This is a genomic window from Bremerella cremea (assembly GCF_039541315.1).
GTDB lineage: Bacteria > Planctomycetota > Planctomycetia > Pirellulales > Pirellulaceae > Bremerella > Bremerella cremea.
Genome location: NZ_BAABFZ010000005.1, coordinates 243,272 through 266,947, shown reverse-complemented (window position 1 = coordinate 266,947; position 23,676 = coordinate 243,272). Strand labels below are relative to the sequence as shown.

The 23,676-nt window shown below is 56.5% G+C and carries 15 protein-coding genes; 5 read left to right on the top strand and 10 right to left on the bottom strand.

Going from position 1 to position 23,676, the window contains the following annotated elements:
- Nucleotides 1-13: 13 nt before the first annotated feature.
- Together ABD890_RS18135 and ABD890_RS18130 are read right to left on the bottom strand one after the other, a co-directional pair.
- Nucleotides 14-1,333, bottom strand: a complete 1,320-nt coding sequence (locus ABD890_RS18135; protein WP_345092979.1) for a DUF5690 family protein — start codon at nucleotides 1,331-1,333, stop codon at nucleotides 14-16.
- A gap of 369 nt (nucleotides 1,334-1,702) precedes the next feature.
- Entirely contained in the window at nucleotides 1,703-2,224 is a 522-nt protein-coding gene (locus ABD890_RS18130; RefSeq protein WP_345092977.1) for a shikimate kinase, read from the bottom strand.
- A 218-nt stretch (nucleotides 2,225-2,442) separates the two neighbouring features.
- Here ABD890_RS18130 and ABD890_RS18125 point away from each other — a divergent pair, with 218 nt between their 5' ends.
- Nucleotides 2,443-2,634 (top strand): hypothetical protein, encoded by a 192-nt coding sequence (locus ABD890_RS18125; protein ID WP_345092974.1) that lies wholly within the window; start codon nucleotides 2,443-2,445, stop codon nucleotides 2,632-2,634.
- 202 nt (nucleotides 2,635-2,836) lie between these two features.
- On the opposite strand, the gene ABD890_RS18120 is transcribed toward ABD890_RS18125, so the two are convergent.
- The gene (locus tag ABD890_RS18120) at nucleotides 2,837-3,985 is read right to left on the bottom strand and encodes a Gfo/Idh/MocA family protein (protein WP_345092971.1); all 1,149 of its coding nucleotides are present in this window, start codon (nucleotides 3,983-3,985) and stop codon (nucleotides 2,837-2,839) included.
- 217 nt (nucleotides 3,986-4,202) lie between these two features.
- Here ABD890_RS18120 and ABD890_RS18115 point away from each other — a divergent pair, with 217 nt between their 5' ends.
- Together ABD890_RS18115 and recQ are read left to right on the top strand one after the other, a co-directional pair.
- Nucleotides 4,203-5,363, top strand: coding sequence for an AraC family transcriptional regulator (locus ABD890_RS18115; RefSeq protein ID WP_345092968.1), 1,161 nt, complete (start codon nucleotides 4,203-4,205; stop codon nucleotides 5,361-5,363).
- Nucleotides 5,364-5,530: 167 nt separating this feature from the next.
- The gene (gene recQ / locus ABD890_RS18110) at nucleotides 5,531-7,717 is read left to right on the top strand and encodes a DNA helicase RecQ (RefSeq protein ID WP_345092965.1); all 2,187 of its coding nucleotides are present in this window, start codon (nucleotides 5,531-5,533) and stop codon (nucleotides 7,715-7,717) included.
- 6 nt (nucleotides 7,718-7,723) lie between these two features.
- Here the strand turns inward: recQ and ABD890_RS18105 are convergent, their stop codons facing one another.
- On the bottom strand, nucleotides 7,724-7,930 hold the full coding sequence (locus ABD890_RS18105) for a hypothetical protein (RefSeq protein ID WP_345092962.1): 207 nt from the start codon (nucleotides 7,928-7,930) through the stop codon (nucleotides 7,724-7,726).
- A 159-nt stretch (nucleotides 7,931-8,089) separates the two neighbouring features.
- Complete coding sequence (locus ABD890_RS18100) at nucleotides 8,090-11,719, bottom strand: caspase family protein (protein ID WP_345092959.1); 3,630 nt, start codon at nucleotides 11,717-11,719, stop codon at nucleotides 8,090-8,092.
- 190 nt (nucleotides 11,720-11,909) lie between these two features.
- Here ABD890_RS18100 and ABD890_RS18095 point away from each other — a divergent pair, with 190 nt between their 5' ends.
- Entirely contained in the window at nucleotides 11,910-13,919 is a 2,010-nt protein-coding gene (locus ABD890_RS18095; RefSeq protein ID WP_345092956.1) for a VWA domain-containing protein, read from the top strand.
- 2 nt (nucleotides 13,920-13,921) lie between these two features.
- On the opposite strand, the gene ABD890_RS18090 is transcribed toward ABD890_RS18095, so the two are convergent.
- Entirely contained in the window at nucleotides 13,922-16,471 is a 2,550-nt protein-coding gene (locus ABD890_RS18090) for a protein kinase domain-containing protein (protein ID WP_345092953.1), read from the bottom strand.
- Between the two features lie 266 nt (nucleotides 16,472-16,737).
- A complete protein-coding gene (locus ABD890_RS18085; protein WP_345092950.1) occupies nucleotides 16,738-17,307 on the bottom strand; it encodes a Dps family protein in 570 nt (189 codons plus the stop codon).
- Between the two features lie 354 nt (nucleotides 17,308-17,661).
- On the opposite strand from ABD890_RS18085, the gene ABD890_RS18080 reads away from it, so the two are divergent.
- Nucleotides 17,662-19,128: a sigma-54-dependent transcriptional regulator gene (locus tag ABD890_RS18080; RefSeq protein ID WP_345092947.1), complete on the top strand. Its 1,467-nt coding sequence runs from the start codon at nucleotides 17,662-17,664 to the stop codon at nucleotides 19,126-19,128.
- 31 nt (nucleotides 19,129-19,159) lie between these two features.
- On the opposite strand, the gene ABD890_RS18075 is transcribed toward ABD890_RS18080, so the two are convergent.
- From ABD890_RS18075 to ABD890_RS18065, 3 genes are all read right to left on the bottom strand, one after another.
- Nucleotides 19,160-19,660 (bottom strand): hypothetical protein, encoded by a 501-nt coding sequence (locus tag ABD890_RS18075; RefSeq protein WP_345092944.1) that lies wholly within the window; start codon nucleotides 19,658-19,660, stop codon nucleotides 19,160-19,162.
- Between the two features lie 169 nt (nucleotides 19,661-19,829).
- Entirely contained in the window at nucleotides 19,830-20,000 is a 171-nt protein-coding gene (locus ABD890_RS18070; RefSeq protein ID WP_345092941.1) for a DUF1328 domain-containing protein, read from the bottom strand.
- 260 nt (nucleotides 20,001-20,260) lie between these two features.
- Nucleotides 20,261-23,530: a response regulator gene (locus ABD890_RS18065; RefSeq protein ID WP_345092939.1), complete on the bottom strand. Its 3,270-nt coding sequence runs from the start codon at nucleotides 23,528-23,530 to the stop codon at nucleotides 20,261-20,263.
- Nucleotides 23,531-23,676 lie beyond the last annotated feature (146 nt).

Genomic DNA, 23,676 nt, shown 5'->3' with positions numbered 1-23,676 from the left:
TTTCGTTTCACTGCTAGGAAGAAGCCGCGTCGGCCGCGGGCTGGGGTGGAGCAATCGTCACGGCGGAGTCTTGCCAGTTGCCGATCAAGATTGCTGAACCGCTGATCAAAAGGCAGCAGAAGCCTGCGACGGCCAGGATCAGCGAATAGTTCTGGAAGAAGGTCAATCGATCGATCGAGTCGGCTCCCAGATCTTTATAAAGTTGCACGCCGATGCTTCCGGTATAGCCCAGAGCATCGGCCAGATAGATGCCAAAGACGGCACTGCCAGTTCCCCGCAGGGCAACCAGCCGCTCGAAGAGCACCGCATTGAATGGAACGTAGGCCAGATAGCTGCCGACACCAACCAGGATCATCCAGGTCAGGCCAGAGACCGCCCCGGAAAAAACCAGCGCCGTCGAGATACCGACCAGCAGCATGCCTGCCAGCATCGAACCATAAATCGCCAGCAATCCGTGACGGTGGTTTTGCACCAGAATCAACATTCCCAGGCCCAAGGTCACGACCAACGCGACTGGAAGTTCCATCCGCGAGAAGATTGCCGGCGCTTCGGCATAGCCAAGGTTATTGAGGATCTCGACCGAATAGTTGTCGCGGAAATCGCGGTAGGCGGTCAGGCCGGTATAGAACAATAGCAGCGGCCACAGCGTGTTCCATTGGCTGCGAACAAATTGCCAGCGGTCAGTCGTGCTCATTTCACCGCGCTTCGACCGGGCCTTGATATCGGACGCATCTGGGGCAGGCAACCAGGCCAGCATCGCCAGGGCGATCAAGAACATTGGCACGAAGCAAAGGCCGGTGACGGCCGGCATCCAGTAAGGATCAACGCCCGAATCGATCCAGCTGCGACCGACATCTTTCACCACGCCGCTGGAAACAATGAACGAGCAGCAAAGGCAAGCCAACAGCAGATCGCTCGCGCGGCGACCTTCCAGGTAACGAACCACGAGCCCCCAGACCATGCCCAGCGGTAAGCCGTTGAGAAAAATCGCGAGTACCTTCCAGGGAACCGGTACGACGGCGAATAAAACCAGGGCAAGTTCCGCGATCCCGATCAGGCCGATCAAGGCGACCGCGCGAAAACGATCAGGGATTCGGGTGCAAAGGTCGATCCCCAGATACTTCGAGATCGCATACCCGACAATCTGGGCGATGACGAACGACGTCTTCAACTCGACGCCGCTTCCCCACAAGCTTTCGCCTGAATATTGAGCCGCGGTGAACGGCTTGCGAAAGGCGTACATCGCGAAGTAGGTCAGAAAACCAGCCGCGGCCGCCGTCAAAATGACGCGCCAGCGAGAAGGATTCGAGTCGGTGTCAGGGGCGGAATTCACGGTTGAATTTCAGCGGCGAATCAGGGCCAGCAATGGTTCGGTGAGGTTCGTTATCCATCACGATCAAGCAGCGATATCTGCCCGATGGAAACGGGCGAATAATAGGCATGTTCGGACTCTATTATCCGAAAACGACCAGGCCACGCCGATGACATTTTGCGCTGACTTAATTGAGAGTTCCCCCGGCGCACTTCATCACGCCTTAACAGCGATTGGCCTGCCGGATCAGTACCCGGATAGAAATGGGTGATGTCCTAAGGTACTGTGACAGAAAGGGTTACGCGGTTGGTGCAGCGTAGATACACTTCGCGATCAGTACGATCCAGGCGCGCTGTCAAGCATGAAAAGTGAAGAGCAAGCGTAAACCGCCTAAGGGGAAGGGGGGGCGAGGCCTGCCTCGATTTGCTCGCTGATTCGTTCGACGTTCAGCCCATCGCAATCGATGGTGAGGTCGGCGTATTGGGTATAGAGTGCGTTGCGTTCGTGGAAGAGTCCCTCGAGCGTCTGGCCTGGTTTCAGGGCGATGCCACGGGTCGCCATGTTCGACAGACGCTTCTCCAGCGTTTGCAGGCTGGTCTTCAGGAAGACCACTTTGCCGAGTGACTTAAGGTGGGCCATCCCTTCCGAACCATAGCAAACACTGCCCCCGGTCGCGATCACATGGTGATCGACGTCCAACGTCAGCACGGCCGATTCTTCGATCTGGCAGAACTTATCGAACCCGTCGGCATCCATGATCTGCTGAAGGGTCCGCTGTTGCGTCGTTTGAATAATCAGGTCGGTATCGACGAACTGCAGGTTCATGCGTTTGGCCAGCACGACTCCGATGGTGCTTTTGCCGGAGCCTGGCATACCGATCAGTGTGACATTCGAGCCTGCTGCAGCCGTCATAGGATCTCTGAAAGGGGGAAAGGTTTGCGTGGAATCACTCCTTTCTATATCGCTTAAACCAGGGGCGATTGCCAAGGGACGAATGTCCAAAATCGCGCGGAAAAGAAGCAGTTTTCTGGGACTTCCCGAATTTGGTTCCTGACAGGCAAACAGGGATAGGTAATCAGGGCACCCTGGAGGTAGAATCAGCCGGTTCGGATTCGCGTGAATCCATCCATATGTCCCTTGAGGCATCGTTCTATATGACGAAAAAGACCGAGATCGAAAACAAAGTTGCTGTGAAACAGGCCCTCTGTGCGAAGTATCGCCACCTGGCCGACTTGACCACAAGCCAACCCGCCAAGGCCAAGTTCATGCGTCGTAGCGAATGCTACAAGCGGCAAGCAATCGTGATCGGCAAAGCCCTGTAGGCCGAATGGCCTTCCGGCACCCAAGGACCGAACTCGGTTCGGTACCCCATCCCAAGTTTGGACGCTCGGCGCGCCAGGTTCTGGCATCCCGAGCGTCTTGCATTTCGAAGCCTGGTATCGGCGCATAAAAAAACGGAACGGGATAACCGAGGCAGGTCTTCCCATTCCGTTGGAACGAATCGTTCGAGGTTGAATGCTTCGCTTACGAAGCACCGACCGTCTTGCGAGCTTGCGGTTTCTGCAGGGTGAACTCTGGCAAACGAACCAGTTCGCCACCCTTCATGGTCGACTCGTGGGCACAAATGCCAACGCAGGTCCAGTTGGCTGAAGTCACGGCGTTGGGTAGTGGGTCGCGGTCTTCCAGCAGCGAGCTGATCATTTCGTGCACCAGGTGAGGGTGCGAGCCACCATGGCCGCCACCCTGGATGAACGAGAGATGCCCGGCGTCTTCAATTGACTGGGTGAACTTCTGGATTGGTTCTGGCAGCAGGTGAGCGAAATCGGGGATCTCGACGTGCGAGGCGATTTCGTGCTCTGGCAGTTTCGCGGTGTGCAGAACGTGCGGTTCTCCTTCCACCAGCGACCACTCGAAGCTCTTCTTCGTGCCATAGACATCGAAGCTTTCGCGATACTGACGAGCGGTGTCAAACAGGAATCGCCAGATGTGGGCAGCCGTGTCGCTGTCTTTGATCTTGATATGGCAAGATTCGACGGCGTATGGATTGCCCGACTTCTTGGCCAGTTCGTTGTTAATCGAACCAGATCCGAAGCAGCTCACGTACTCGGCCAGTCCATCCACCAGACCGAGAACGGGGCTGACGACGTGGGTGGCGTAATGCATTGGGATCATGCGTTCCCAATATTCTGGCCACCCTTGCATGTCTTGCGGATGCGAGGCCTGCATGTACTGAACCTTGCCCAGTTCGCCCGATTCGTACAACTGCTTGATATAGAGGTATTCGCGGCTGTAGACGACCGTTTCGGCCATCATGTATTTCAAGCCGGTTTCGGCGACCTTCTCGACAATCTGACGGCATTCGTCAATCGTGGTGGCCATCGGAACGGTACACATCACGTGCTTGCCGGCGTCGAGAGCACGCAGCGACATCCAGGCATGATCCGGAATCGGCGAATTGATATGCACAAAGTCGACGTCTGGGTCGGCCAGCACGTCGTCGTAATCGGTGTATCGCTTTTCGATTCCGAACATGTCGCCGGTCTTCTGCAAGGAAGCTTCGTCGCGGCGGCAAATGGCGATGACGTTTGCGTTGGGGTGAGCCTGGTAAATCGGAATGAACTCTGCTCCGAATCCCAAACCGATCATCGCAACGTTAATGGTTCTTTCGCTCATTTTGGTACCTGGTGGGGGTAGGAAGACGAGGTGATAGACAGAAGCTTATGATTCTTAGAGTACAAATCTTCTCGTGAATAGCCATGAGAAAACTTGCACTCTATAAGAGGTATTTCACACAGGAGGGGGATTCTCCGCCGTAAATTGGCTATCATAATGAGTCTCCGTCCCCTTTTCATAATTGTCCGCACTTTGATTTACAACCCAGAGGACGACCATGATCCAACCTCGCAAAGAGGTCGCGTTATTGATCGAGACCTCCAACGAGTACGCACGTGGGCTCTTGGACGGAGTCGTGCGTTATATGGAAGAGTACCAGCGTTGGTCGATCTTTCTTCCGGAGCAAGGACGCGGAGCCAAGCCACCCAAGTGGTTAAAGCAGTGGAAAGGTGACGGCATCATTGCCCGGGTCGAGAACCCCGAGATCGCCGCTGCTTTGAAACCGCTCGATATTCCGATTGTTGACGTCAGCGCGGCGCGGTTGTTGCCAGAGTTGCCTTGGGTCGAAACGGACGACCAGGCGATCGCCCAGATGGCGGTCGAACATCTTTTACAGCGTGGCTTCTCGAACTTCGCCTTCTGCGGTGACTCTTCGTTTGCGTGGAGCAAGCTTCGCGAAAAGTATTTCGTAGAAGCGTTGGCCGAGCATGGTCATGGTTGCCATGTGCTCGATATGCCGACCGGCGAAGATGGAAAGAACTCGACGCCGAAGAATGTCCAGAAGCTCGACCGCTGGATCGAACGATTGCCGCAGCCCATTGGCATCATGGCTTGTTTCGATATCCGTGGGCAACTGCTGCTGGAAGCGTGCCGAGAACTCGAAATCGACGTTCCGCGTCAAGTCGCGGTGATTGGCGTCGACAACGATCGACTGCTGTGCGACCTTTGCTCGCCACCTTTGTCGAGCGTGATTCCTGACAGTCGCCGCACCGGTTTTGAGGCGGCCAAGTTGCTCGATCAAATGATGAAGGGGCAATCACCGCAGCATCATAAGAAGTTGATTCCACCGCTGGGTGTCGCCACGCGGCGATCGACCGATGTGTTGGCGACCGAAGATCCGCTGGTGGGTATGGCGATGCAGTTCATTCGCGAGCATGCCTGCGATGGAATCAATGTGGGTGACGTTCTGAAGGCGGTCGACAGTACCCGTCGAATTCTCGAATACCGCTTCAAGCAGATCACCGGGCAGACCCCGCACGAAGCGATCGTCCATCAACGCCTCGACAAGGTGCGTCAGCTTCTGCACGATACCGACCTCAGCATTGGTGACATCGCCGATCGGGCCGGGTTCGAGCACGTCGAGTACATGAGCGCCACGTTCCGCAAAAAAACGGGGCTTTCGCCAACCGCCTATCGCCGCAAAGTTCAGCCAAACTAAGCGTTTTAAAGCCTGACGCCAAGGTTCTCAAGGCAACCGCCAAAAAGGGTAAGCGGTTGTCACTTTGCGTGGACATCTCTACACTGAACGGCCTTGCCAGCGGCATTGCAGCGGATATGCCAGGGCGAGGTTCGAGGTCGACGTAACGATAGGACTAGGCTGCCCCCATGGATTCTTCTTCGCCGGTAACCAGCGAGAATTTGCTGGCGACGATGCAGCAGTATTGGGGCTATGGCCACTTCCGTCCTTTGCAGCAAGAGGCGATGCAGTCGGTGCTCGACGATCGCGATTCGGTGGTCGTTATGCCGACCGGTGGCGGTAAATCGCTTTGCTACCAGGTACCCGCCCTCTGCAAACCAGGCCTGGCCGTGATCGCCTCGCCGTTGATCTCGTTGATGAAAGATCAGGTCGATGCCCTCAATGCGTGCGGTATCAAGGCGGCATGCATCAACAGCACCGTCAGTCCAGCAGGGCGAAGGGCGATCGCCGCCGATATTCGCAGTGGCGAGACCAAACTGCTTTACCTCGCTCCGGAACGGTTGCTTTCCGATCGAACGCTCGACTTTCTGGCGAGCGTTGATGTCTCTTTCTTCGCGATTGACGAATCGCACTGTATCAGCGAATGGGGGCACGACTTCCGCCCTGAGTATCGCATGATGCGGATGCTGAAAGATCGCTTTCCAGGCGTTGGCATCCACGCCTATACCGCCACAGCAACCGAGCGCGTTCGTGACGATATCGCTTCCCAGCTTGGCCTGGTCCGACCTGAGTTTCTGGTCGGCTCGTTCGATCGACCAAACCTGGTCTATCGGGTCGAACGTCGTAAAGACCGCTTCGAGCAGATCCGCGAAGTGGTCGCTCGCCATCCCAACGAGTCGGGCGTGGTCTATTGTATTCGCCGCGCGGATGTTGAATCGATTGCGGAGCAACTCAACGAAAGCGGCATTAAGGCGTTGCCATATCATGCTGGGCTAAGCGACGAACAACGACAGTCCCATCAAGACGATTTCATCCAGGAACGCGTTGACGTCATTGTGGCGACGGTGGCGTTTGGGATGGGGATCGATAAGTCAAACGTCCGCTACGTGGTGCATGCCGGCATGCCCAAGAGCCTGGAAAGCTATCAGCAGGAGAGTGGTCGAGCTGGCCGAGATGGCTTGGAGGCGGAATGTGTGCTGCTTTATTCCAGCGGCGACCTGGTGACCTGGAAACGAATGCTCGGCGACTTGCCTGATACCGCGCAGCAGGCCGCCTTCAGTTCGCTGGAAGCACTGGATCATTTCTGCATCGGTACTGAATGCCGCCACCGGATGCTGGTCAGCTATTTCGGGCAAGAATTGGAAGAGGAAGAATGCGAGGCATGCGACGTTTGCCTCGGCACGGTCGATCTGGTCGAAGACAGTTTGATACTCGGGCAGAAGATCTTATCGTGCATCATCCGTACCGGCGAACGCTTCGGCGCGGATCATAACGCGAAAGTGCTGTGCGGCTCGAAAGATAAACGGATTTTGGAACTCGGGCACGACGATCTCAGTACCTATGGGCTGCTTCAAGATCAAAGCATCCGCGCGGTGCGTACCTGGATCGAACAACTGGTAGGACAGCGATTCCTCAGCAAAACCGGCGAGTTCAATGTCTTGAAGTTGACCGCCAGCGGACGCGAACTTCTTCGTGGCGAAGTCATCCCGAAGCTGACTAAGCCAGACGGCGAACGAGACGATCGACCACGCAAGCAGCGTCGCGGCGACGACTGGGAAGGGGTCGATCGCGGCTTGTTCGAGTCGCTGCGATCTTTGCGACGCGAGAAAGCCGAGGAAGCAGGTATTCCGGCCTATATCGTCTTCGGCGACAGTGCCCTCCGCGAGATGGCTCGCCATCGCCCCTCCAACCTGGAAAGCTTCCGCTTGATCAAAGGGGTGGGCGAAAAGAAGTGCGTCGACTATGGAGCCGACTTCACGCAGCACATCCAAAGCTATTGTCAGCAAGAAGGCCTGGAAGTCGACGCGATGGAGACGGAAGTGATCGCGGCCCCTCGACGCGAACCTCCTAAGAATCAGGCCCCGGCTTTGAAGGATGCTTTTACCCTGTTCGCCAAAGGCAAGACAGTCGACGAAGTCGCTTCGATCATTGGCCGAGCGAATTCGACGGTGCAGGGCTACTTGGAGCAGTTCGTCCGCGAACAGAAGCTGGAAGATCCGACCGCGTGGGTAACTGGCGCCACGGCACGACGTATTGAAGACGCCGTGCACGAGTGCGGTCCGCGTGCGCTACGCCCCATCCACGAGCATCTGGGTGGGGACGTTTCTTACGAGGAAATTCGGATTGTGATCGCGTGTCTGCAAAACCGCGATTGACGCCGACTAGACCCGCGGTCCGCCGCGCTGGGCGGGACGTTTCATGCGGCGACAAAGCCAGGGTGGTGGCGATTGCACCGGATTATGTCGTTGCTTGCGGAAGCTGCTGGTAGACAAGGCCGGACTCAGACCTGGTCCAATCGAAGCCGATTCGAGGGGATCGCTGAGTAGGGCAAGTTCTCGCTGCAAAAATTGCTTCCAGTCACACGACATGGCGTACTCCTTAACCGAGTGTGAAACAGGATTGTCGAAACAGTGTGTCGATACGTTTCCGAGTAGACGCCCCCTGGCGGTACCAGGTTCGGGCGAAACCACGATAAACAAGGTGTCGTGAAGAGAACGAACCGGCCACGAGTCCTTGAGGTGAGCAAGCTACTTTGTCTCGCTGTGGGAAAGTGGGACGTCGATCAGTGGAAACAGGTCGCGGGGAAAGATGGTCGGGTGCTGCGATTGCCCGGCGGCGGCTGCGTCCTGAGTGACGGTGGCCTGAACGTACGCGGCCACTTCACGAAGGCTGATCTGGCCGTCGCCATTGCCCGCATATTGCGCCTGGTCGGCGCCGCCAGAGATCGCTTCGACAAGCCGGGCCGTGAATCGCCCCAATTGCCGATCGCTCGATTCGAAGGCTTCTTCATTCCCTTCGCTCGCCGTGATCGTGAAGACAACGTCTTCTTCCAGGGCTCGCAGCATCACCTTCAAATCGTCTTGCCGCAAAGGCTGGATCGCACCACTGTGGCAGGTGTCGAGGATCGCGACCTTGCGGCATGGGATTCCGGCGAAATACCGTTGGAAGTCTCCTGATGAAAGGCAACGTTCGTACCGCCTTCCAGCGACATCGTTGAACTGGCTATCGCTCGTCAGGAAGAAGTATCGCTGCGACTCGACATCGCGGATGCCATGCCCCGACAGAAAAAACAGCACCACGTCTTGCGGCCGAGCCGACTCGGCCAGTTGCTGCCAGATGGTATCGGCGGCAACGTTCCAGAGCGGCTGCGTGACGTTGGAATCGGTCAACACGATCGCTTCGACATTCGAATGCTGCGCGTGCTTCTCGATAGCGGACGTAAACGCTTTGGCGTTCTGAGCCGCAAAGTCGAGCTGTGGAATCTGCTGGTCCGCATATTGGCTCACGCCAGCCGCGATCACGAAGATGCGAGGCGGAATGACTCGTTCAGGTGTCGACTGAGCCACCATCAGCGACTGATTCGCGGTGATTCCATCGGCCGTTGCGGCAATGACTTCCAAACGCACGCGCGGGTCAGGAGGTAACGCGACACGCCAGCGCAGTTTATGTTGTTTCGCCTGCGCTGGACCGGGCCCGACTTCATGATCCAACGTTTCCACTGCCGGAACTCCGTTGGCGAAGACTTTCGGCGTCAGCAGTTGCGAACCGGCGGGCACCTCGATCGTGGCTTCGACGATCACTTCGCCGCCCGCCAGGTCACTTTCTGCCGTGGGGGAGTTGATTGTGATCTGAGGCCTCAGCGACGCGAGAGCCTCTAGTCGATTGTGCAGATTGAAAGGAACGTTCATCTTTGCCACGCGCATCGCTTCGCTCAGGCTGCCGGCTTTCAACAGCTTCTCCATCACACGCGGCTTTTCGAGTTGTTGCTTCAGTTCCGCGGCCAGGAAGAAATCAGGCGCCTGATCGATGCCACGGTTGATCTGCCAGCCGAACATCTTGTGCCCATTGAACGAGGCATCGTAATAACCGTAAGGCGTCCAGTAGGCCCACTCGCGATCGTTGGTAGCTACCAGCGAAGCAAGCGGCTGCCAGGCCGGGTGAAGGTAGAACGGTTTCTGATGGGCACCGTTGCGAACGATCTGGAAGCGAAGCATCGTATCGCCGTGGGTCTCGCGCATGATTTTCTCGAGCAAGGCCACGTCAGCGATCACCTTCTCACTGGCGGCCTGATCGTCTAGCGGTGCGTCGGGATTGGCGTCCTCACGGATGGCGACCGATTGAATGACATCGCCGTTGCGGACCCCGCGATAATAAAGCGGACTATCCGGGATGATGTCGGCCACGACCAACTGCTCGCCTATCTGCTGGAAATTGGCACCCCACTGGTTCTGCAACGACGTCGATGGCTGAGCTTCGGTTAGCTTCCAAATATTCACCAGGCCATCGTCGCTGCCAGTTGCCAGGTACTTCTGATCGGCAGAAACGCCAATCGAACGAATCGCCGACGCATGTCCGCGATACTCACGCACGACCGCGATCCTATCGGGATTGCGAATATCGAGCAGATAGGCATGGTTGCGACCGACCGTACCGACGGCAATATGGGTCGGAGCCTCGCGGTCTTCCCCCATCGCCAGCCAGCAGACTGAAACGACGCGCGAGCCGTTCAAGATGGTTTCGGGAATGGTGGCGTACGGCTTGCCATCTTGGGTGAGGTCGTAGACGAGACGCGTACCTCGGTCGACCGATCTTTGGGCAAGTGACCATTTCCCGTGCCAGGGATTTGAAGGGACCACCGCCGGCCGCTGATCAACGGTGGAATAACGACGCCTGGCGGTATCGAACAGAATGGTCGAACTGCCAGGTCTATTTCCCGTGGCGGATTGATCGATCAGTAATTGATAGTCGGCAGCGAGGGTGAACGCGACTTGGGAAGGGGTGACGATCGGAGTCGTCAATCGAACGGGTTTCGTCAAGTCGTTCAAGTCATAGACAACGAGACTCGATTCCTGCGTGACTGCCAGCAAGCGGCCATCTCTTCGCATGGCACAGCCTGTGGCAATCGTCGATAAAGGAAGCGTCGCCACCGGGGCAGGCTTTTGGCCGGCCGGCCACGACCAGATCCGCAGCTCGAATGGTCCTTGGGATGAACGCGCGACGACCGCTGCTACCTTCGTGCCATCCGCCGACATAGTCACGTCACGTACATTGGCAGCCGCGGGAATGGCCAGCGTACTTTGGGGTTGGCCAAGGTCAGCCAGCAGAAGCATGCCGGCGTCGCTGATATCGGCCGCGACGATCCGTTGGCCGTCTCGGCTGCATGCCATTGCTCCGATTCCGCCAGGGAACGCGTGCGTTAGTTGCGGTAAAAGAGCGGCGTTCGGGCCATCCGTTTTCCACTGAGCGATTCGCCAAAAGGGGATGCCGCGGTCATCGCGTACCAACACCGGGAAGTACAGCGTGCGATCGTCGGTAGAAGCGACGCGACTGCCGCGAAGTCGCCACGAACGAAGCTGAGCGGCGTCGAACGGCACGGCCGGTTTCGGCGAGGTCCCAGGGCGGAACGACCATTTGCCGGTCGTTGGATCGGCGGACCAGTACTGCACGTTTCCTTCCGAGTCGAGCGAAAAGAGCCCGGTCGATGTAGCCGCCAGGTCGAGAATCTGCGAGCGAGGGCCTTTTTGAACATCGAACAAGGTCCGCTCGAACGCCATGCGTCCTTGATCGGCCAGAACGATTTCGCCCGTTAATGCCGAGGCGCCGATTCCCGCGAAGGCGAGCTTGCCATCAAGTGCGGCGAGCGCATGAATGTCGCCGCGCGTTGCCCGTTGAACTTGCCAGCGAATCGGATTTTCATAAATCCAGCGTGGGGCCTGACCTGCCATGGCCGGCGCGGCGAGCCAGCTATGAAGCATTTTATCGTTACCGCCTGCCAGCAAATGTTGCCCATCCTGCGAGAAGGCTACCGACTGGACCGGCGCGGTGGGGCCATCCAAGTTCAGCCGCAGCCACGGAGGATCTTCTGGCAAGATTACCTGTTGCACCGTTTTCACGTTGGGAAGCTGGTCTTCACCCGGCAGCGCATTCGCATCGCTAGGTGAGGGGCCTTCCTCCGGCATCGGCTGTGGCGAGTTCGATTTCACCGGCAGGCCGGGCACGACCGACTCGGCGGGAAGCATCTCGGGCGAAAACTTCGGCCGATCGGCTTGGCCGGGCAAAATACTTTCCGCCGGCAAGATTTCTTGGGCAACCGCCAGGGGGTTCGTAGCGATAACCACCAGCAAGGCGATCAGATTTGCTTGGAGGAGTCGTAACATGATGCACTTTCGGATTAACCGTTCCCAGGCCCACGTGAGGCAGTTTACAATGACCGGCGAAACCAAGGCCAGCCAATTTTGCCACGTTAAGCAACACGAGGTACGTAACGTGCGTCTCATTGAATCGTTTCGACGCTCTCGATTATCGATCGCTGGACTGTTGGGTTGCGTACTAATTGTGAATGGCTGGGTGGTTTCCACCCTTCAGGCTCAAGAGAATCAGCCGACTGCCGCCGCCGCCCTCGATTCGATTTTCAACGTTCGCACGGCTCCCGAAGCGAAGAGCATGGGTATCTTCCAGGGAAGCTTTCTCGACGCGATCCGGCCAGAGACGCCTGCGATTCAGGTTGCCTTTCTGGTCGATACCACCGAGAGCATGGCGCACCAGCTGCCAGGAATTCGCGAGAAGATCCCACAAGTCATCGCCGACTTGAAGCGAGCCAGCGGTGCCAAAGTCGAAGTCGCTGTGATCTCGTTCGCCGATAGTGGTCAAAGCAATAAACCGTTGGTGGGGATCTCTCAAGGGTTCTCGGCCGACGACAATAGCGTTGGGAAGATGATCGCCTCACTGCAGCCTCAGTCTGGGCGTCCTTATTTTCCAGAGGCGGTCGATCTGGCATTGTTCAAGACGATTCAAGACTTGAAATGGTCGGACGATCCGAAGGCGACCCGTTGGCTAATGTTGATCACCGATGCGCCCCCGTACGATTCTTCATTTGAAGAAGCGACCACGCAGTCTCGCCGCTGGTACGAAACGGACGCGTTGGTGAATCTGGCCAATCAGCGAGGGATCAACGTGCATGGGCTGCTTTGCGAAAGCCGCTCGGAAGAACTCGACGCGTTTACGGCAGTCGTCGACAAAACCCGAAACTTCATGGGCCAGATGACTTCGCGGACTGGCGGCTTGATGCTGGATCTGTCATTCTCGCAGATTAAACAGAAAGTGGCCGATGCCGCGCGACGTCCGCGGGCCGACTTCACCTTCGTGGGGGCGATCACTGAAGAAGATATCCATGCCGCCAGGCAGATCGCCAGCGAGAAGTTTGGCCCTGAGAAATCGCTTCGCGTCGCGGTGATGCCGCACGTGCCGTGGAACGCGATGACCTTCTATCACGAAGACCCAGGCGTGCGGTTCGCCACGCAGCTTCGCTATTCGCTGGGACGCTTGCCGAACATCAAAGCGATTTCCAGCCGGCAGATCGAGCAAGAGTTTCTGCGGCTCAAGGCGGGGCCGGTCGATCCCGCCCACTGGCCGCAAGCACTCTGCCTTCGCCTGCGAGCCGACATTTTGATTGTTGGTGACCTGCGGGCGAATCGCGAGTTGGAAGACGTTCAGTCGGAAGTCTATGTGCCAAATTCGCCGAAGCCGGTTGCGTCGTTTTCGGCGAGTGGTAAAGACGACATCTTGATCGCTTCGTACCTGAAAGCGATCTCGCAAACGCAACCACAAGACGCCGCGATTGCTCAGTTGGCGAAGGCTGCTGGAAGTGAGCAGGGGACCGACCTGCGGGATTTCTGGCCTGGCATTCTCGGCCAACTGCCACCCAAGCAGCAAGCGGAATTGGTCTCCGCAATGGATATGATCGAGAAGTCGGTCGACATCTCGGTCGATCCGCAGTTGCGGGTGAAGAACCTCAATATGGCAACCGACCTGCTGACGCCGATGGCAAACGATCCGAAAGCGAATGGCTTCACCTTTGCCCTGCTGGCCAGCGCCAACTACAACCTGGCCAAGACTCAGGAAGAAGAAGGGGACGTCAACGCGGCGCGGACCCAAATGCAGAAAGCGATCGCCTATTTGAGCAAGGCCTACGATGCGCGGCGAAGCTTGAACGATCGCTTGTTACAGGCAGAAGTCGAGGCGGACTACGCGCTGCTGGTGCGAAAGGACTTTCCGGCTGCAGTGCAGCGTTATCAAGAGATCGCCGAGTTCAGTGAAGCGTCGAAGCTGAAGATGTCGCTCCGATCGCACTGGATGCTGGCGGGGCTGCAGTGTGGTGACTGGGGAGCCAGTGCCGCGACCGCTTTTCAGCCAGATCCGGCGCAGGCCCGCGAGCATTTGATTCACATCCTTGCGTTCTGGCCCGAATCGGAAGAGGCTCAGGTCATTCGCAAATACATGCGATGGGACGCGCACGACGGGAAAACCGGAACGCCTTACTTCCCCAAAGAAGGGGAACTGCTCCTGACATCCAACTAGTTCTACGTCGGCTCTCCGTCGATCATTCCGGCCGCCAGAATTAACTGGGCCAGGTTCCACCAGGTGGTAGTGCCATCTTCCGAGAGCGTTACCACATCCATTCCGCTCGACGAGAGGCGAACGTATTTGATACGCTCGCCTTGCGAAGCGAGGAGCATTTTCGGCTCGTGTGATTGCGCATGCAGGTCGATTCCAAAGATCGCTCCGTCGGAATCGACGTAGATCAGCCAGCGGCTATCGGCGGAGATATCGAAGTCTTCGATCATCCCCCGAATTGTGGGCGGCTTGCCGCTTGCCGCTTCTTGCTTGTTGGCCGGCACGATCGAAAGTGGCTGGGCCTCGCTTTGCGTCGAGAATACCAGATGCTTGTGGTCGTTCGTGAGGCGGCTCACCATCAAAGGGGCACGCATATCGGCGATCGGCTCGACCGCAGTCTTTCCGTCGTCTTGCAGTGTAATCGAGAGCAGACGTGTTTCGGTAAACGCAAAGAAGCGATATTCCGAAACCGGATGGATTGCTAAGACTTCTTCGTCGAGTCCATCGACATGGAACGCGTTGGCCGATGCGTCGCTAAAGTCTGTCAACGGCCAACGCCGGCCCTCTCCTTCTTGGCTGATGGCAAAACAGTACTTGCCAGCAGGATCGAACGCGACCGCATCGACGCGCGACGGGAACGACGCTTCAGCCGACTTCTGCACGGGACGATTCCCGCTGCCAATCGTCAGAAGCGAAACCTTGTTGGCATCGTGCCCAACGACGATCGCTTCGGCCTGAGGAGACAGCGCCGACGAGGTGATCTGGCGATAGGCGATGTCGGTCGGCTGGTCGGTTCCGAGGTTGATTTCGTACGGCTCGTCGAAGGGACCGAGCGAAACAACCGAGGCGACACTGTCTTGCATCAGCACGGCGCATGGGGCTTTCGACGGAAGGTGGATCTGGTACGGAATCGCAGTGATCGCAACTTCCTGGGCCGCTTCGACGGGCTGATCGAGCGGTAGGATTCCCAGCGAACTCGAAGCATCACCACTGATCGCGGTCGCCAGACGCTGGTGAGCGTGCGATTGGCCAATGGCAGCCGGCGTTCCCTTCAGTTCGATCGATTCAGGAGAGAGGTCAGACTGAAGGTCAGGGTGGATGGCGACCGCTTTCGCGAACAACTGAGCGGCGTCGTTCCACTGATCGGCCTTGGCCAGTTTCGTAATCTTGGTCAGCATCTCGTCGGCCGAAACAGGCGGAAGCTGTAGTTTCCAATCGTTACGCACCAGATCGTCGAAGCTGATCTCTTGATCGTACGACTGATAGAGCGGATCTTTGCTGGTGGCAACGATATGCAGCTTATCGGTTGGCAACAATTCGAGAGTGGCCGCGGCGTTCCCTTTCGAAATGAGGTCGTCCCGAGGTGCCTCGGGCACGACGGTGATTTCGTACTGAGTATGTTCAGGCGAAAAGACAAGCGTATGCGACTCCAGGGACGTGCCGGTCGGCGGTGTCGTTGTTCCTTCCGCATTTCCCCGGCCGAACATCGTCCAGACGAGCAGGGCGATCAGCACGACGGTTGTGATCGTACTGCCGATGATCGCACCCAGCGGCAGTCCGGCGGCGGCTGGGTTGACGGCCGCTGTTTGTTGAGCATTTCCGTCGAGGGCCCGGACGAACTCGACACAGCTCCGGAAACGTTGCTTTGGGTCGGTTGAGGTTGCCCGGGCGAGGGCAGCTCTTTCGACGTCGGTCACCAGGGAAAATTGCAGCTTACCGCGGACATGAATTTCGACCAGTTCGGCAAACGAAACGGTCGGCTCGAAGGGCAGAGAAGCCGTTCTTAGTTGGTAATAGGTAATTGCCAGCGCATATTGGTCGGAGTTATGCGAAGGAGTCTTCTTGATCGACTCCGGAGCCATATAGCAAAGGCTCCCGACGACACTGGTGGCTTCGGTGTCGTATTCACCAAATGCCGAGGCGACGCCAAAGTCGCCCACCAGGACCGAGTCGCCAGCGTAAAGCAGGTTAGCAGGCTTGATATCGCGGTGTTGGATGCCGACCACTTCGCCCGCAACTTGATGGACCGGCGAGTTCAAATAGTCGATGCCGCGCGCGGCTTGAAGCATGTAATCCATCAATTCTTCGCGCGGGATACCTCCGGTTCCGTAGCTTTCCCGTCGTTCTTCCAGACTTCCATCGGCCAAGGTCATGCTGACGACCAGGTACTGCGGATTGTGCAGAACCTGGGTCTGCTGGATCATCAGTGTCTGATTGGGAGCTTCTCGTGATTGATTGCGGATTAGCAGATCAATTTCGTAGTCATCCAGCACAGTACCATCGTGCCCGAGCAACCAAATTGCGTTCACGCTGCACAAGTTTGCATGTTTGATGCGTTTTACGGCCTGGATCGATTTTAACTCGCGGATGCCAGTCTTCTGCTGCAGGGCGATAAACTTCAAGGCGACGAGCGATCCGCCGGGGCCCTCTGTCGCCCAGACTTCGCCGAATTGACCACGGCCGAGAAATCGCTCCAACCGATATCCGGGAATCGGCTTATCTCCCTGATTGAACATTCAGATTCCTGGTTGGGTTAGACGAGTCAGCCCCTGAAGAAGCGAGCCTGATCGGTAAAAGGCACTACTAGCATAGGTTGAAGTTTCGACCGAACCGGGGCGGCTAGGCAAGGGGATTTAGCGAGAATTGCCGGAACATGGCGAGTTTGAGAGGTTCGCGATAGAAGTTGTTCGTCGGCAATGGACCAAGAAAATAAGCACGCCGGCGGAAGCGAGGGAGACAATTTACGCCGGCGTGCTCGAGGCTTTGGACTAGCCTTGATGGCTTAGAGCTCTTGGGCCTGAACCATCCAGAGATGCTTTTCCAGTTCACTGGAAGTCGTGATCAGCAGATCCTGGCTCACCAGATCCAAGTCGTCGAGGACTTCAATGGAGTCGCGAAGCTCGGAGATCGTCGTCTGCAGCGCATCGGCAACTGCCTTAACAGTCCCGTCGACGCCGACGAATCCGGTAGCGTATTCAGAAAGAGGGGTTTCTTTAGCCACCGTACTCGAGCGGCCATCTGGCGAGAAGCCAATCATCACAATGCGTTCGGCGACAGAATCCGTCGCTTCTCGTGAAGTCAGCAGAATTTCGTCGAGTTGCAGATGGACGGCGCGAAAGTTCTTGCCGACGACATTCCAGTGCGCTTGCTTCAAGACCAGCGAAAGGTCGATCAGCGCGATTAAGTTTTTCTGAAGATGTTCGGCGGTTGGCTTGGCTTTGTCTTCGGGGAGTACGTGGCGTTTAAATTCCATGGTCATGATCAGGCTCCTGGTTGTTGATTCAGGGAACGGTGCCTTGGTATTTCCAGTACCAGGGGGCGTTAACCGGAACAGAAGAAAATCGCGTGCCAAGCTGCGCAAAACGATACCGGATCTTCGGACTTCACGATTAGCGATTGAAATTTGGTGGCCCTACAGGCGATATTGAAAGCTGCCAGAAAGCGGTAACATAAGGGACAATGGCATCTATAGATTTATAAGTAGCGGATCGACGCTGACGGCTAATCCTCGAGGGCAAGACGAGGGGGCTGATCCAAAATCGATCGCAGTGGCAGGGAAGCGACCCTTGTTTGATTGAGTTGTTTGTTGGAAGTTGTTCCTAAAGTGGTTTGCCGAACGAGTTTTTGATGCTCCTTCGAGTTCTGCCCATTTCAGACACTTCGGCATTTATCTACAATTAGGCAAAGCCCAGGCCAGGAGCCCTCTATGCCCAAATTGTTAGTGATCGATGACGATCGAACCGTCCACCGTTTGGTGGAGAAGACGTTTGAAGAGACCGATGTCTCGGTTCTTACGTGTAGCGTCGCGGAAGAAGGGATCGATTTGATTCGACGAGAATCGCCCGATGCCCTTCTTCTGGACATCATGCTGCACGAAGCGAACGGATTGGAATTGGCGACGCAAATTCGCCATCTCGACCCGAAGCTGCCCATTATTTTCATCACCGCGATGAACGATAGCGATACAGCCATCCAGGCGATGTCGCGGGGGGCGTACGACTACCTGCTGAAGCCACTCAACAAGCAGGAAATCCAGGACCTGGTCGACCGGGCCTTCGATACCCGCCGCCTGATGCAGTCGCCGGTTCATATGCAGGAAGCTGCCCCCAGTACGGAAAAGGGGGACCTGCTGGTCGGTCGTAGCCAGGGCATGCTGGACGTCTACAAGAAAATTGGGCGTGTCGCACCGCAAGATGTCGCCGTGCTGATTCTCGGCGAAAGTGGAACGGGTAAAGAACTGATCGCCCGGGCCATTTATCATCACAGTTCGCGCCGCAACGAATGTTTCATGGCGATCAACTGTGCGGCCCTTTCCGATACCCTTCTGGAAAGCGAACTGTTCGGCCACGAAAAGGGGGCCTTCACCGGCGCCGATCGTCGCCACATCGGCAAGTTCGAGCAGTGCAACGGCGGAACTATTTTCCTCGACGAAATCGGGGACATGTCTCCTTCCACTCAAAGCAAGGTATTGCGACTGCTGCAAGAACAGAAGTTCGAGCGGGTTGGTGGTACCGAAACGATCGAGACCAATGTCCGCATCATCTCGGCAACCAATCGCGACCTGGAACAGATGATCGAGGACGGCGAGTTCCGCCTGGACCTTTATCACCGCTTGAACACGTTCCAAATCAATTTGCCGCCGCTGCGTGAACGTGGTGAAGACGTTCGCTTGCTTCTGGAGCATTTCCTATCGCGGTTCAACAAGTCGCTCAACAAGCAGATCTCCGGTATTTCGGACGATGCCGTTCGGATGCTGCTGGACTATGCCTGGCCGGGCAATATTCGCGAGCTGCAAGGCGTTTTGCGAAAAGCCATGCTGATGGCGGTTGGCCCTGTCTTGGTTCCGGAATTCTTCCCCGGCGAGCTGCATGAGGGAGATACGCCTGTCAGCCCGGTGGCCGCACCGACTGGAATCGCCCCGATCGTTAGCAATGGCGGAACGGGAGCCGATTTCCAAAGCTTTTTGCAGCAATTGGAATCGACGAACTCCTCCGACATGTACGCCGAGGCGTTAGAGTGGATGGAACGCCAGTTGTTGACGCGAGTTTTGACGGCGACTGAAGGCAATCAGTCCAAGGCTGCTGAAAAGCTGGGGATTACCCGCGGCAGCCTGAGAAATAAGATTCGATCGTTGAATATCTCGATCGACCACGTGATCAACTCGGACGAATAACGTCCGAGTTCGTTCGTCTGGAAAGGTCTCTCTAGCTTGGCGACATATGATTGCCTGTCGCCGGGCGATCCGCACGCTTGATGTGGCTCATTCTTCCGAGCCCATCGCGCATGTTCAACAGTTGATTCAGTTGAACCGTAAGCCTTCTTCGCCATTTTAAATCCGAGATTTGATCGATCAACGCATTGAAGCGGCGGATCATCCGATCTTCTGTTTGTATAATCTCGCAGAGAAGAAGCTGCGATTTCGAGAAGTCCCCGAATCGTCGAAGTCGCTGAACGAGCGATCGGATTTGATTCAGGAACGGTGAATTCGAACGAGCGTTCGTAGGGATGTTCTGTCCGCCGAAGTAGCGAAGTTGACCTTCCATCTCAGCATGTTCGCCTGCCAACGCGTAGAGCTTTTTGGCGACGTCGGAGTCCGTTACCTTACCTGCTGAATCCACGAGAACGGATTGGTATTCGCGAAGTCCTTCCACGATTTCTGCGACGAGATTTTGGACTTCCGGCTTGGGATGGGATGGAGCGTCCATGAGAATTGTTTGCTGCCTCAACAATCACGAAACGCACCAACCTGGGTGGGCTGATGCGTGATAGTTTAAATCGAAATTCCTTGGCTGGATTTCGTGCACCCTTGCGGGCCTCGACGTGCTCTGCAAGGAGGGTCGTGGAGCGACCCTCCTGCCGACGTCGTTCAGTCGCTTAGGAAACTGGTCGACGGATCGCACCCGACAGCAAGCTGATCAGGAACAGGACCAGGAACACGAAGAACAAGATCTTGGCGATACCGGTCGCCGCACCAGCGACACCACCAAAACCAAGAGCAGCAGCGATCAGTGCGATAACCAGAAACATAATAGCCCAACTCAACATGGCTTCATTCCTTATTTGAAACTTAGAAGTCGTTTGCGTAAGTGACTGGCCATCCTTGGGTTGGACTAGCCAGGCGATTCTGGAAAGAACTAATCGCAGATGGTGTGCCAATTCGTGAGTAAGGTTGAAATGAATCTAGAAAACCACGGGAAAACGGCGTGAATTCGCGGTTTAGCCATTGTTGCTGATAGCAAAGTGGTCGCTGTCAGTCCAAAACAGCAAAGATGTGGTCTGTGAAGAACCAACCGCGTCAGGTTGACCTAAACGCGATAGTTTTCCAGGGCCTTATTCAGACGCGCCATTTCGGTGCGCAAGTCTTCCAGAGCCACAGGGGCTTGCGACAGCTCGCCATTCTTACCGAGGCGTTCCAGGCGATAGGCGGCGTTCACAACGCGTTGTGCGCCAAGATTGGAGGCCAAACCCTTGAGATTATGGGCGGCACGATGAAGGTCTCCAGTCGCCCGGGTTTGGATCGCGTTGGCGATCTCTTCGATGAGTTGTTTCGAGTCTTCGTCGTAGTAAGTAATGAACTCACCGAACAACTCGGCATCGTTGCCGAGCCTTGTCATCGCCCCGGCGTAATCGACCACCGGCGTGGATGGTTCTCCCATCGCTTTCGCGGAAGCGCCGTTATCGGGGCTCTCTGAAGTGGCTGGCTGGTGATCTTCCGCCACGCTCTCGACCAGGCCCAGCAACTGCTTCACATCCAGCGGCTTGGCGACGTACGCGTCCATCCCTGCTTCCAGGCACTTTTCGCGGTCGCCTCGCATAGCATGGGCGGTCATGGCGATGATTGGCGTAGTCGTGTTCGATCCCCGTTCCAGGGCTCGTATGACGCTCGTAGCCTGAAAACCATCGAGAATCGGCATCTGGACGTCCATCAGCACAACGTCGAATCGCTGCTTTTTGAACAGTTCGACCGCTTCGCGTCCATTCTGAGCGACAGTGACCGAGTGCCCTCGTTTCTTCAGCATGGTGGTGACCACCTTCTGGTTGGCGGGAGTATCTTCGGCCAGCAGGACCGATAGCGAAGCCAATGGCACCCCAATGCTGCTGCTGACCGGCAACGACTGGGAGGGAGGCGAGAGTCGCAGGGCACGCAAAATCGAGCGAATTAAATCGGTCTGCGTGACCGGCTTCTGGACGAACGCAGAGATATTGACGTTGCTTTCATTATCGCGGAATTCGCGACGATCGGCCGAGGACACCATCAGAATGACAGGCGATTCCGAATCGGGACGAAGCTTGCCAATCTCTTTCGACAGTTCGTAACCATCCATTCCAGGCATCAGTGCGTCGACGATGACCAATGGGAATGACATGTTGTTCTCTAGGTTCTGCTGCAAAATGCCGATGGCCTGAGGCGCATCGTTGGCGGTCAGCGGCTTCATCCCCCACATCGTCAGGGTTTCGGCGATGATCTTTCGATTGGTCGCATTATCGTCGACCACCAGAACTGGCAGGCCATCCAGTTTGTCGAATGGCAGCGAGTCGATCGTGTCGGTTCCTTGAACCGTAGGCAATTCAAAGGAGAGGCGGAACGAGAAGTTACTTCCTTGTCCCACTTCGCTCATCAGCGAAAGCCGGCCACCCATCATGCGGAGAAGTTCGGAGCTGATTGCCAGGCCAAGACCTGTACCGCCGTGCACGCGGGTCGAGGATGAATCGACCTGGGTGAAGGGTTCCAAGATCCGCTGTTGTTCTTCTGCCGGAATCCCAATCCCGGTATCGGTAACCGAGAAGCGGAACCGGGCTTCATCTGGCCAGATTCGCACCACTTCAATGGCAACGACGACTTCTCCCTGGTCGGTGAATTTGATGGCATTGCTGATTAGGTTCGTCAGCACCTGGCGAAGCCGAATGCCGTCTCCAATCACCTCGCGGGGAAGATTCCGCGGAATGCGGCAAACCAATTCCAAGCCTTTCGCGAAAGCCTGATTGGAAAGGGTCTTGATCGATTCTTCGATCACGTCCGCCAGGATAAAATGCTCTTTAACGATCGAGAACTTGCCCGATTCCAGCTTCGAGAAGTCGAGGATGTCGTTCAGCAGCGTTAGCAGCGAATGGGCCGAGTCTTTGGCGGTGGTCAAATAGTCGCGAAGCTGAGGCGAAAGTTGCTCGTCCAACGCCATCGACGTCATGCCAATGATGGCGTTCATTGGCGTGCGAAGTTCGTGGCTGACGTTGGCGAGGAATTCTGCTCGCGTTCGACTGGCACGGATGGCGGAATCGCGTGCCCGTTGTAGTTCCTCTTCGGCCCGACGACGTTCGGTGATGTCGCGCTCGATCGTCGAAGACCCGACAATTTGACCGGATGAATCGACGACGGGGGAAAGGGTCACGCTGACTGGAATCGTCTGGCCATCTTTGCGGACTCGGACGGTCTCGAACTCTTCCAGGCGTTCGCCGCTTCGCATCGCCTCCAGCAGTTCTGGCTCTTCCGTTTCCTGTTGTTCCGGCAGCAGGAACGTTGTTGTCCGTCCCAGGGCTTCCTCTTGCTTGTACCCGTAAACGAGCTCGGCACCGTAGTTCCAACTGGAAATTCGCCCGTCGAGCGTCTTTCCAATGATGGCGTCGTACGACGAATCGACGATGGCTGCCAGGCGGGCTCGCTGTTGTTCAAACCTTCGCGACTGAGCGATCTTGCCGATTTCTTCGCCGACTCGGCGGACGATTCCCAGTAACGCCTGATCTTGTTCGACGCGTTCGTTGTGAAAGAATTCGAGGATCGTCACCACATCGCCGTCGGCGATCACCGGGAATCCGAAAGCGGATCGAATGGGGGTGCCCTGGTACGAACTCATCCGAATCATGTTGCCGATTTCGGACTCATCCATCCAAACGGGCTCACGCCGTTTCCAGATGATGCCAGGCAAGCCCTCGCCATAGCGGAACTGCGTGCTTTGCGTCTTTTCAATGAACTCAGAGATATCAAGCTCCGAGTCTTGATACCAAATGTGCGAAGAGGCGAGCATCAACCCCGAATCGTATGGCATCCAGACATGACCGAACGGCCAATTGATCTGCGTGCAGACGATGTTCAGAAGCTTCTGCAGCGATTCGGTAAACGTCTGGGCTGTCGCTGCGTGGGTGGTGGCTTGAGTGACTAACTCAGCTTCCAGCAGCTTGCGGCTGTGCAGTTCTTCCTCTTGCCGCCATTCCGTAATATCACGCACGAAGGCGTTGAAGTAGGTCTTACCCGAGATCGCGACGCGGCCGATCGAAAGTTCAACCGGCAGAAGATTGCCGTCGGCGCGACGAGCGACGAGTTCGATGCGTTGACCGCTCGCTTCAGCATCGGTCAGCGTCATGATGCTCGAGATGATTTCCTGCAGGTCCTCTGTCTTGAAGAGGTCGGAAAGACGCAACCGAGATACCTGTTGTGGCCACTGGAACGTGGTATTTGCCTGCTTATTCCAGTCAACGATATCGCCCGAATCGTCAATGGCGATGATGGCGTCAGGCGATGCGTCAAGAATAGACCGTAACCTTGCGTCCCAAAGTTTTCCGGTGGGCGAATTAGACGACATCAGCGAGTTTTGCCTATCTCTTATTGCATCACATGATGGTGATTAGCCTGCGACTCGCGATCGGTTCCTGGGAGACCACGAAATCACATCATCCTTAGCCGAATGACCTTACCATTTTCGCACTGAAATGAAACCACGCACCCAAG

Bases quoted from the DNA above. Each gene is read 5' to 3' on its own strand.
- ABD890_RS18130 (WP_345092977.1), bottom strand. From the start codon at position 2,224: ATGACGGCTGCAGCAGGCTCGAATGTCACACTGATCGGTATGCCAGGC.
- ABD890_RS18125 (WP_345092974.1), top strand. From the start codon at position 2,443: ATGTCCCTTGAGGCATCGTTCTATATGACGAAAAAGACCGAGATCGAA.
- ABD890_RS18120 (WP_345092971.1), bottom strand. From the start codon at position 3,985: ATGAGCGAAAGAACCATTAACGTTGCGATGATCGGTTTGGGATTCGGA.
- ABD890_RS18115 (WP_345092968.1), top strand. From the start codon at position 4,203: ATGATCCAACCTCGCAAAGAGGTCGCGTTATTGATCGAGACCTCCAAC.
- recQ (WP_345092965.1), top strand. From the start codon at position 5,531: ATGGATTCTTCTTCGCCGGTAACCAGCGAGAATTTGCTGGCGACGATG.
- ABD890_RS18105 (WP_345092962.1), bottom strand. From the start codon at position 7,930: ATGTCGTGTGACTGGAAGCAATTTTTGCAGCGAGAACTTGCCCTACTC.
- ABD890_RS18100 (WP_345092959.1), bottom strand. From the start codon at position 11,719: ATGTTACGACTCCTCCAAGCAAATCTGATCGCCTTGCTGGTGGTTATC.
- ABD890_RS18090 (WP_345092953.1), bottom strand. From the start codon at position 16,471: ATGTTCAATCAGGGAGATAAGCCGATTCCCGGATATCGGTTGGAGCGA.
- ABD890_RS18080 (WP_345092947.1), top strand. From the start codon at position 17,662: ATGCCCAAATTGTTAGTGATCGATGACGATCGAACCGTCCACCGTTTG.
- ABD890_RS18075 (WP_345092944.1), bottom strand. From the start codon at position 19,660: ATGGACGCTCCATCCCATCCCAAGCCGGAAGTCCAAAATCTCGTCGCA.
- ABD890_RS18070 (WP_345092941.1), bottom strand. From the start codon at position 20,000: ATGTTGAGTTGGGCTATTATGTTTCTGGTTATCGCACTGATCGCTGCT.
- ABD890_RS18065 (WP_345092939.1), bottom strand. From the start codon at position 23,530: ATGTCGTCTAATTCGCCCACCGGAAAACTTTGGGACGCAAGGTTACGG.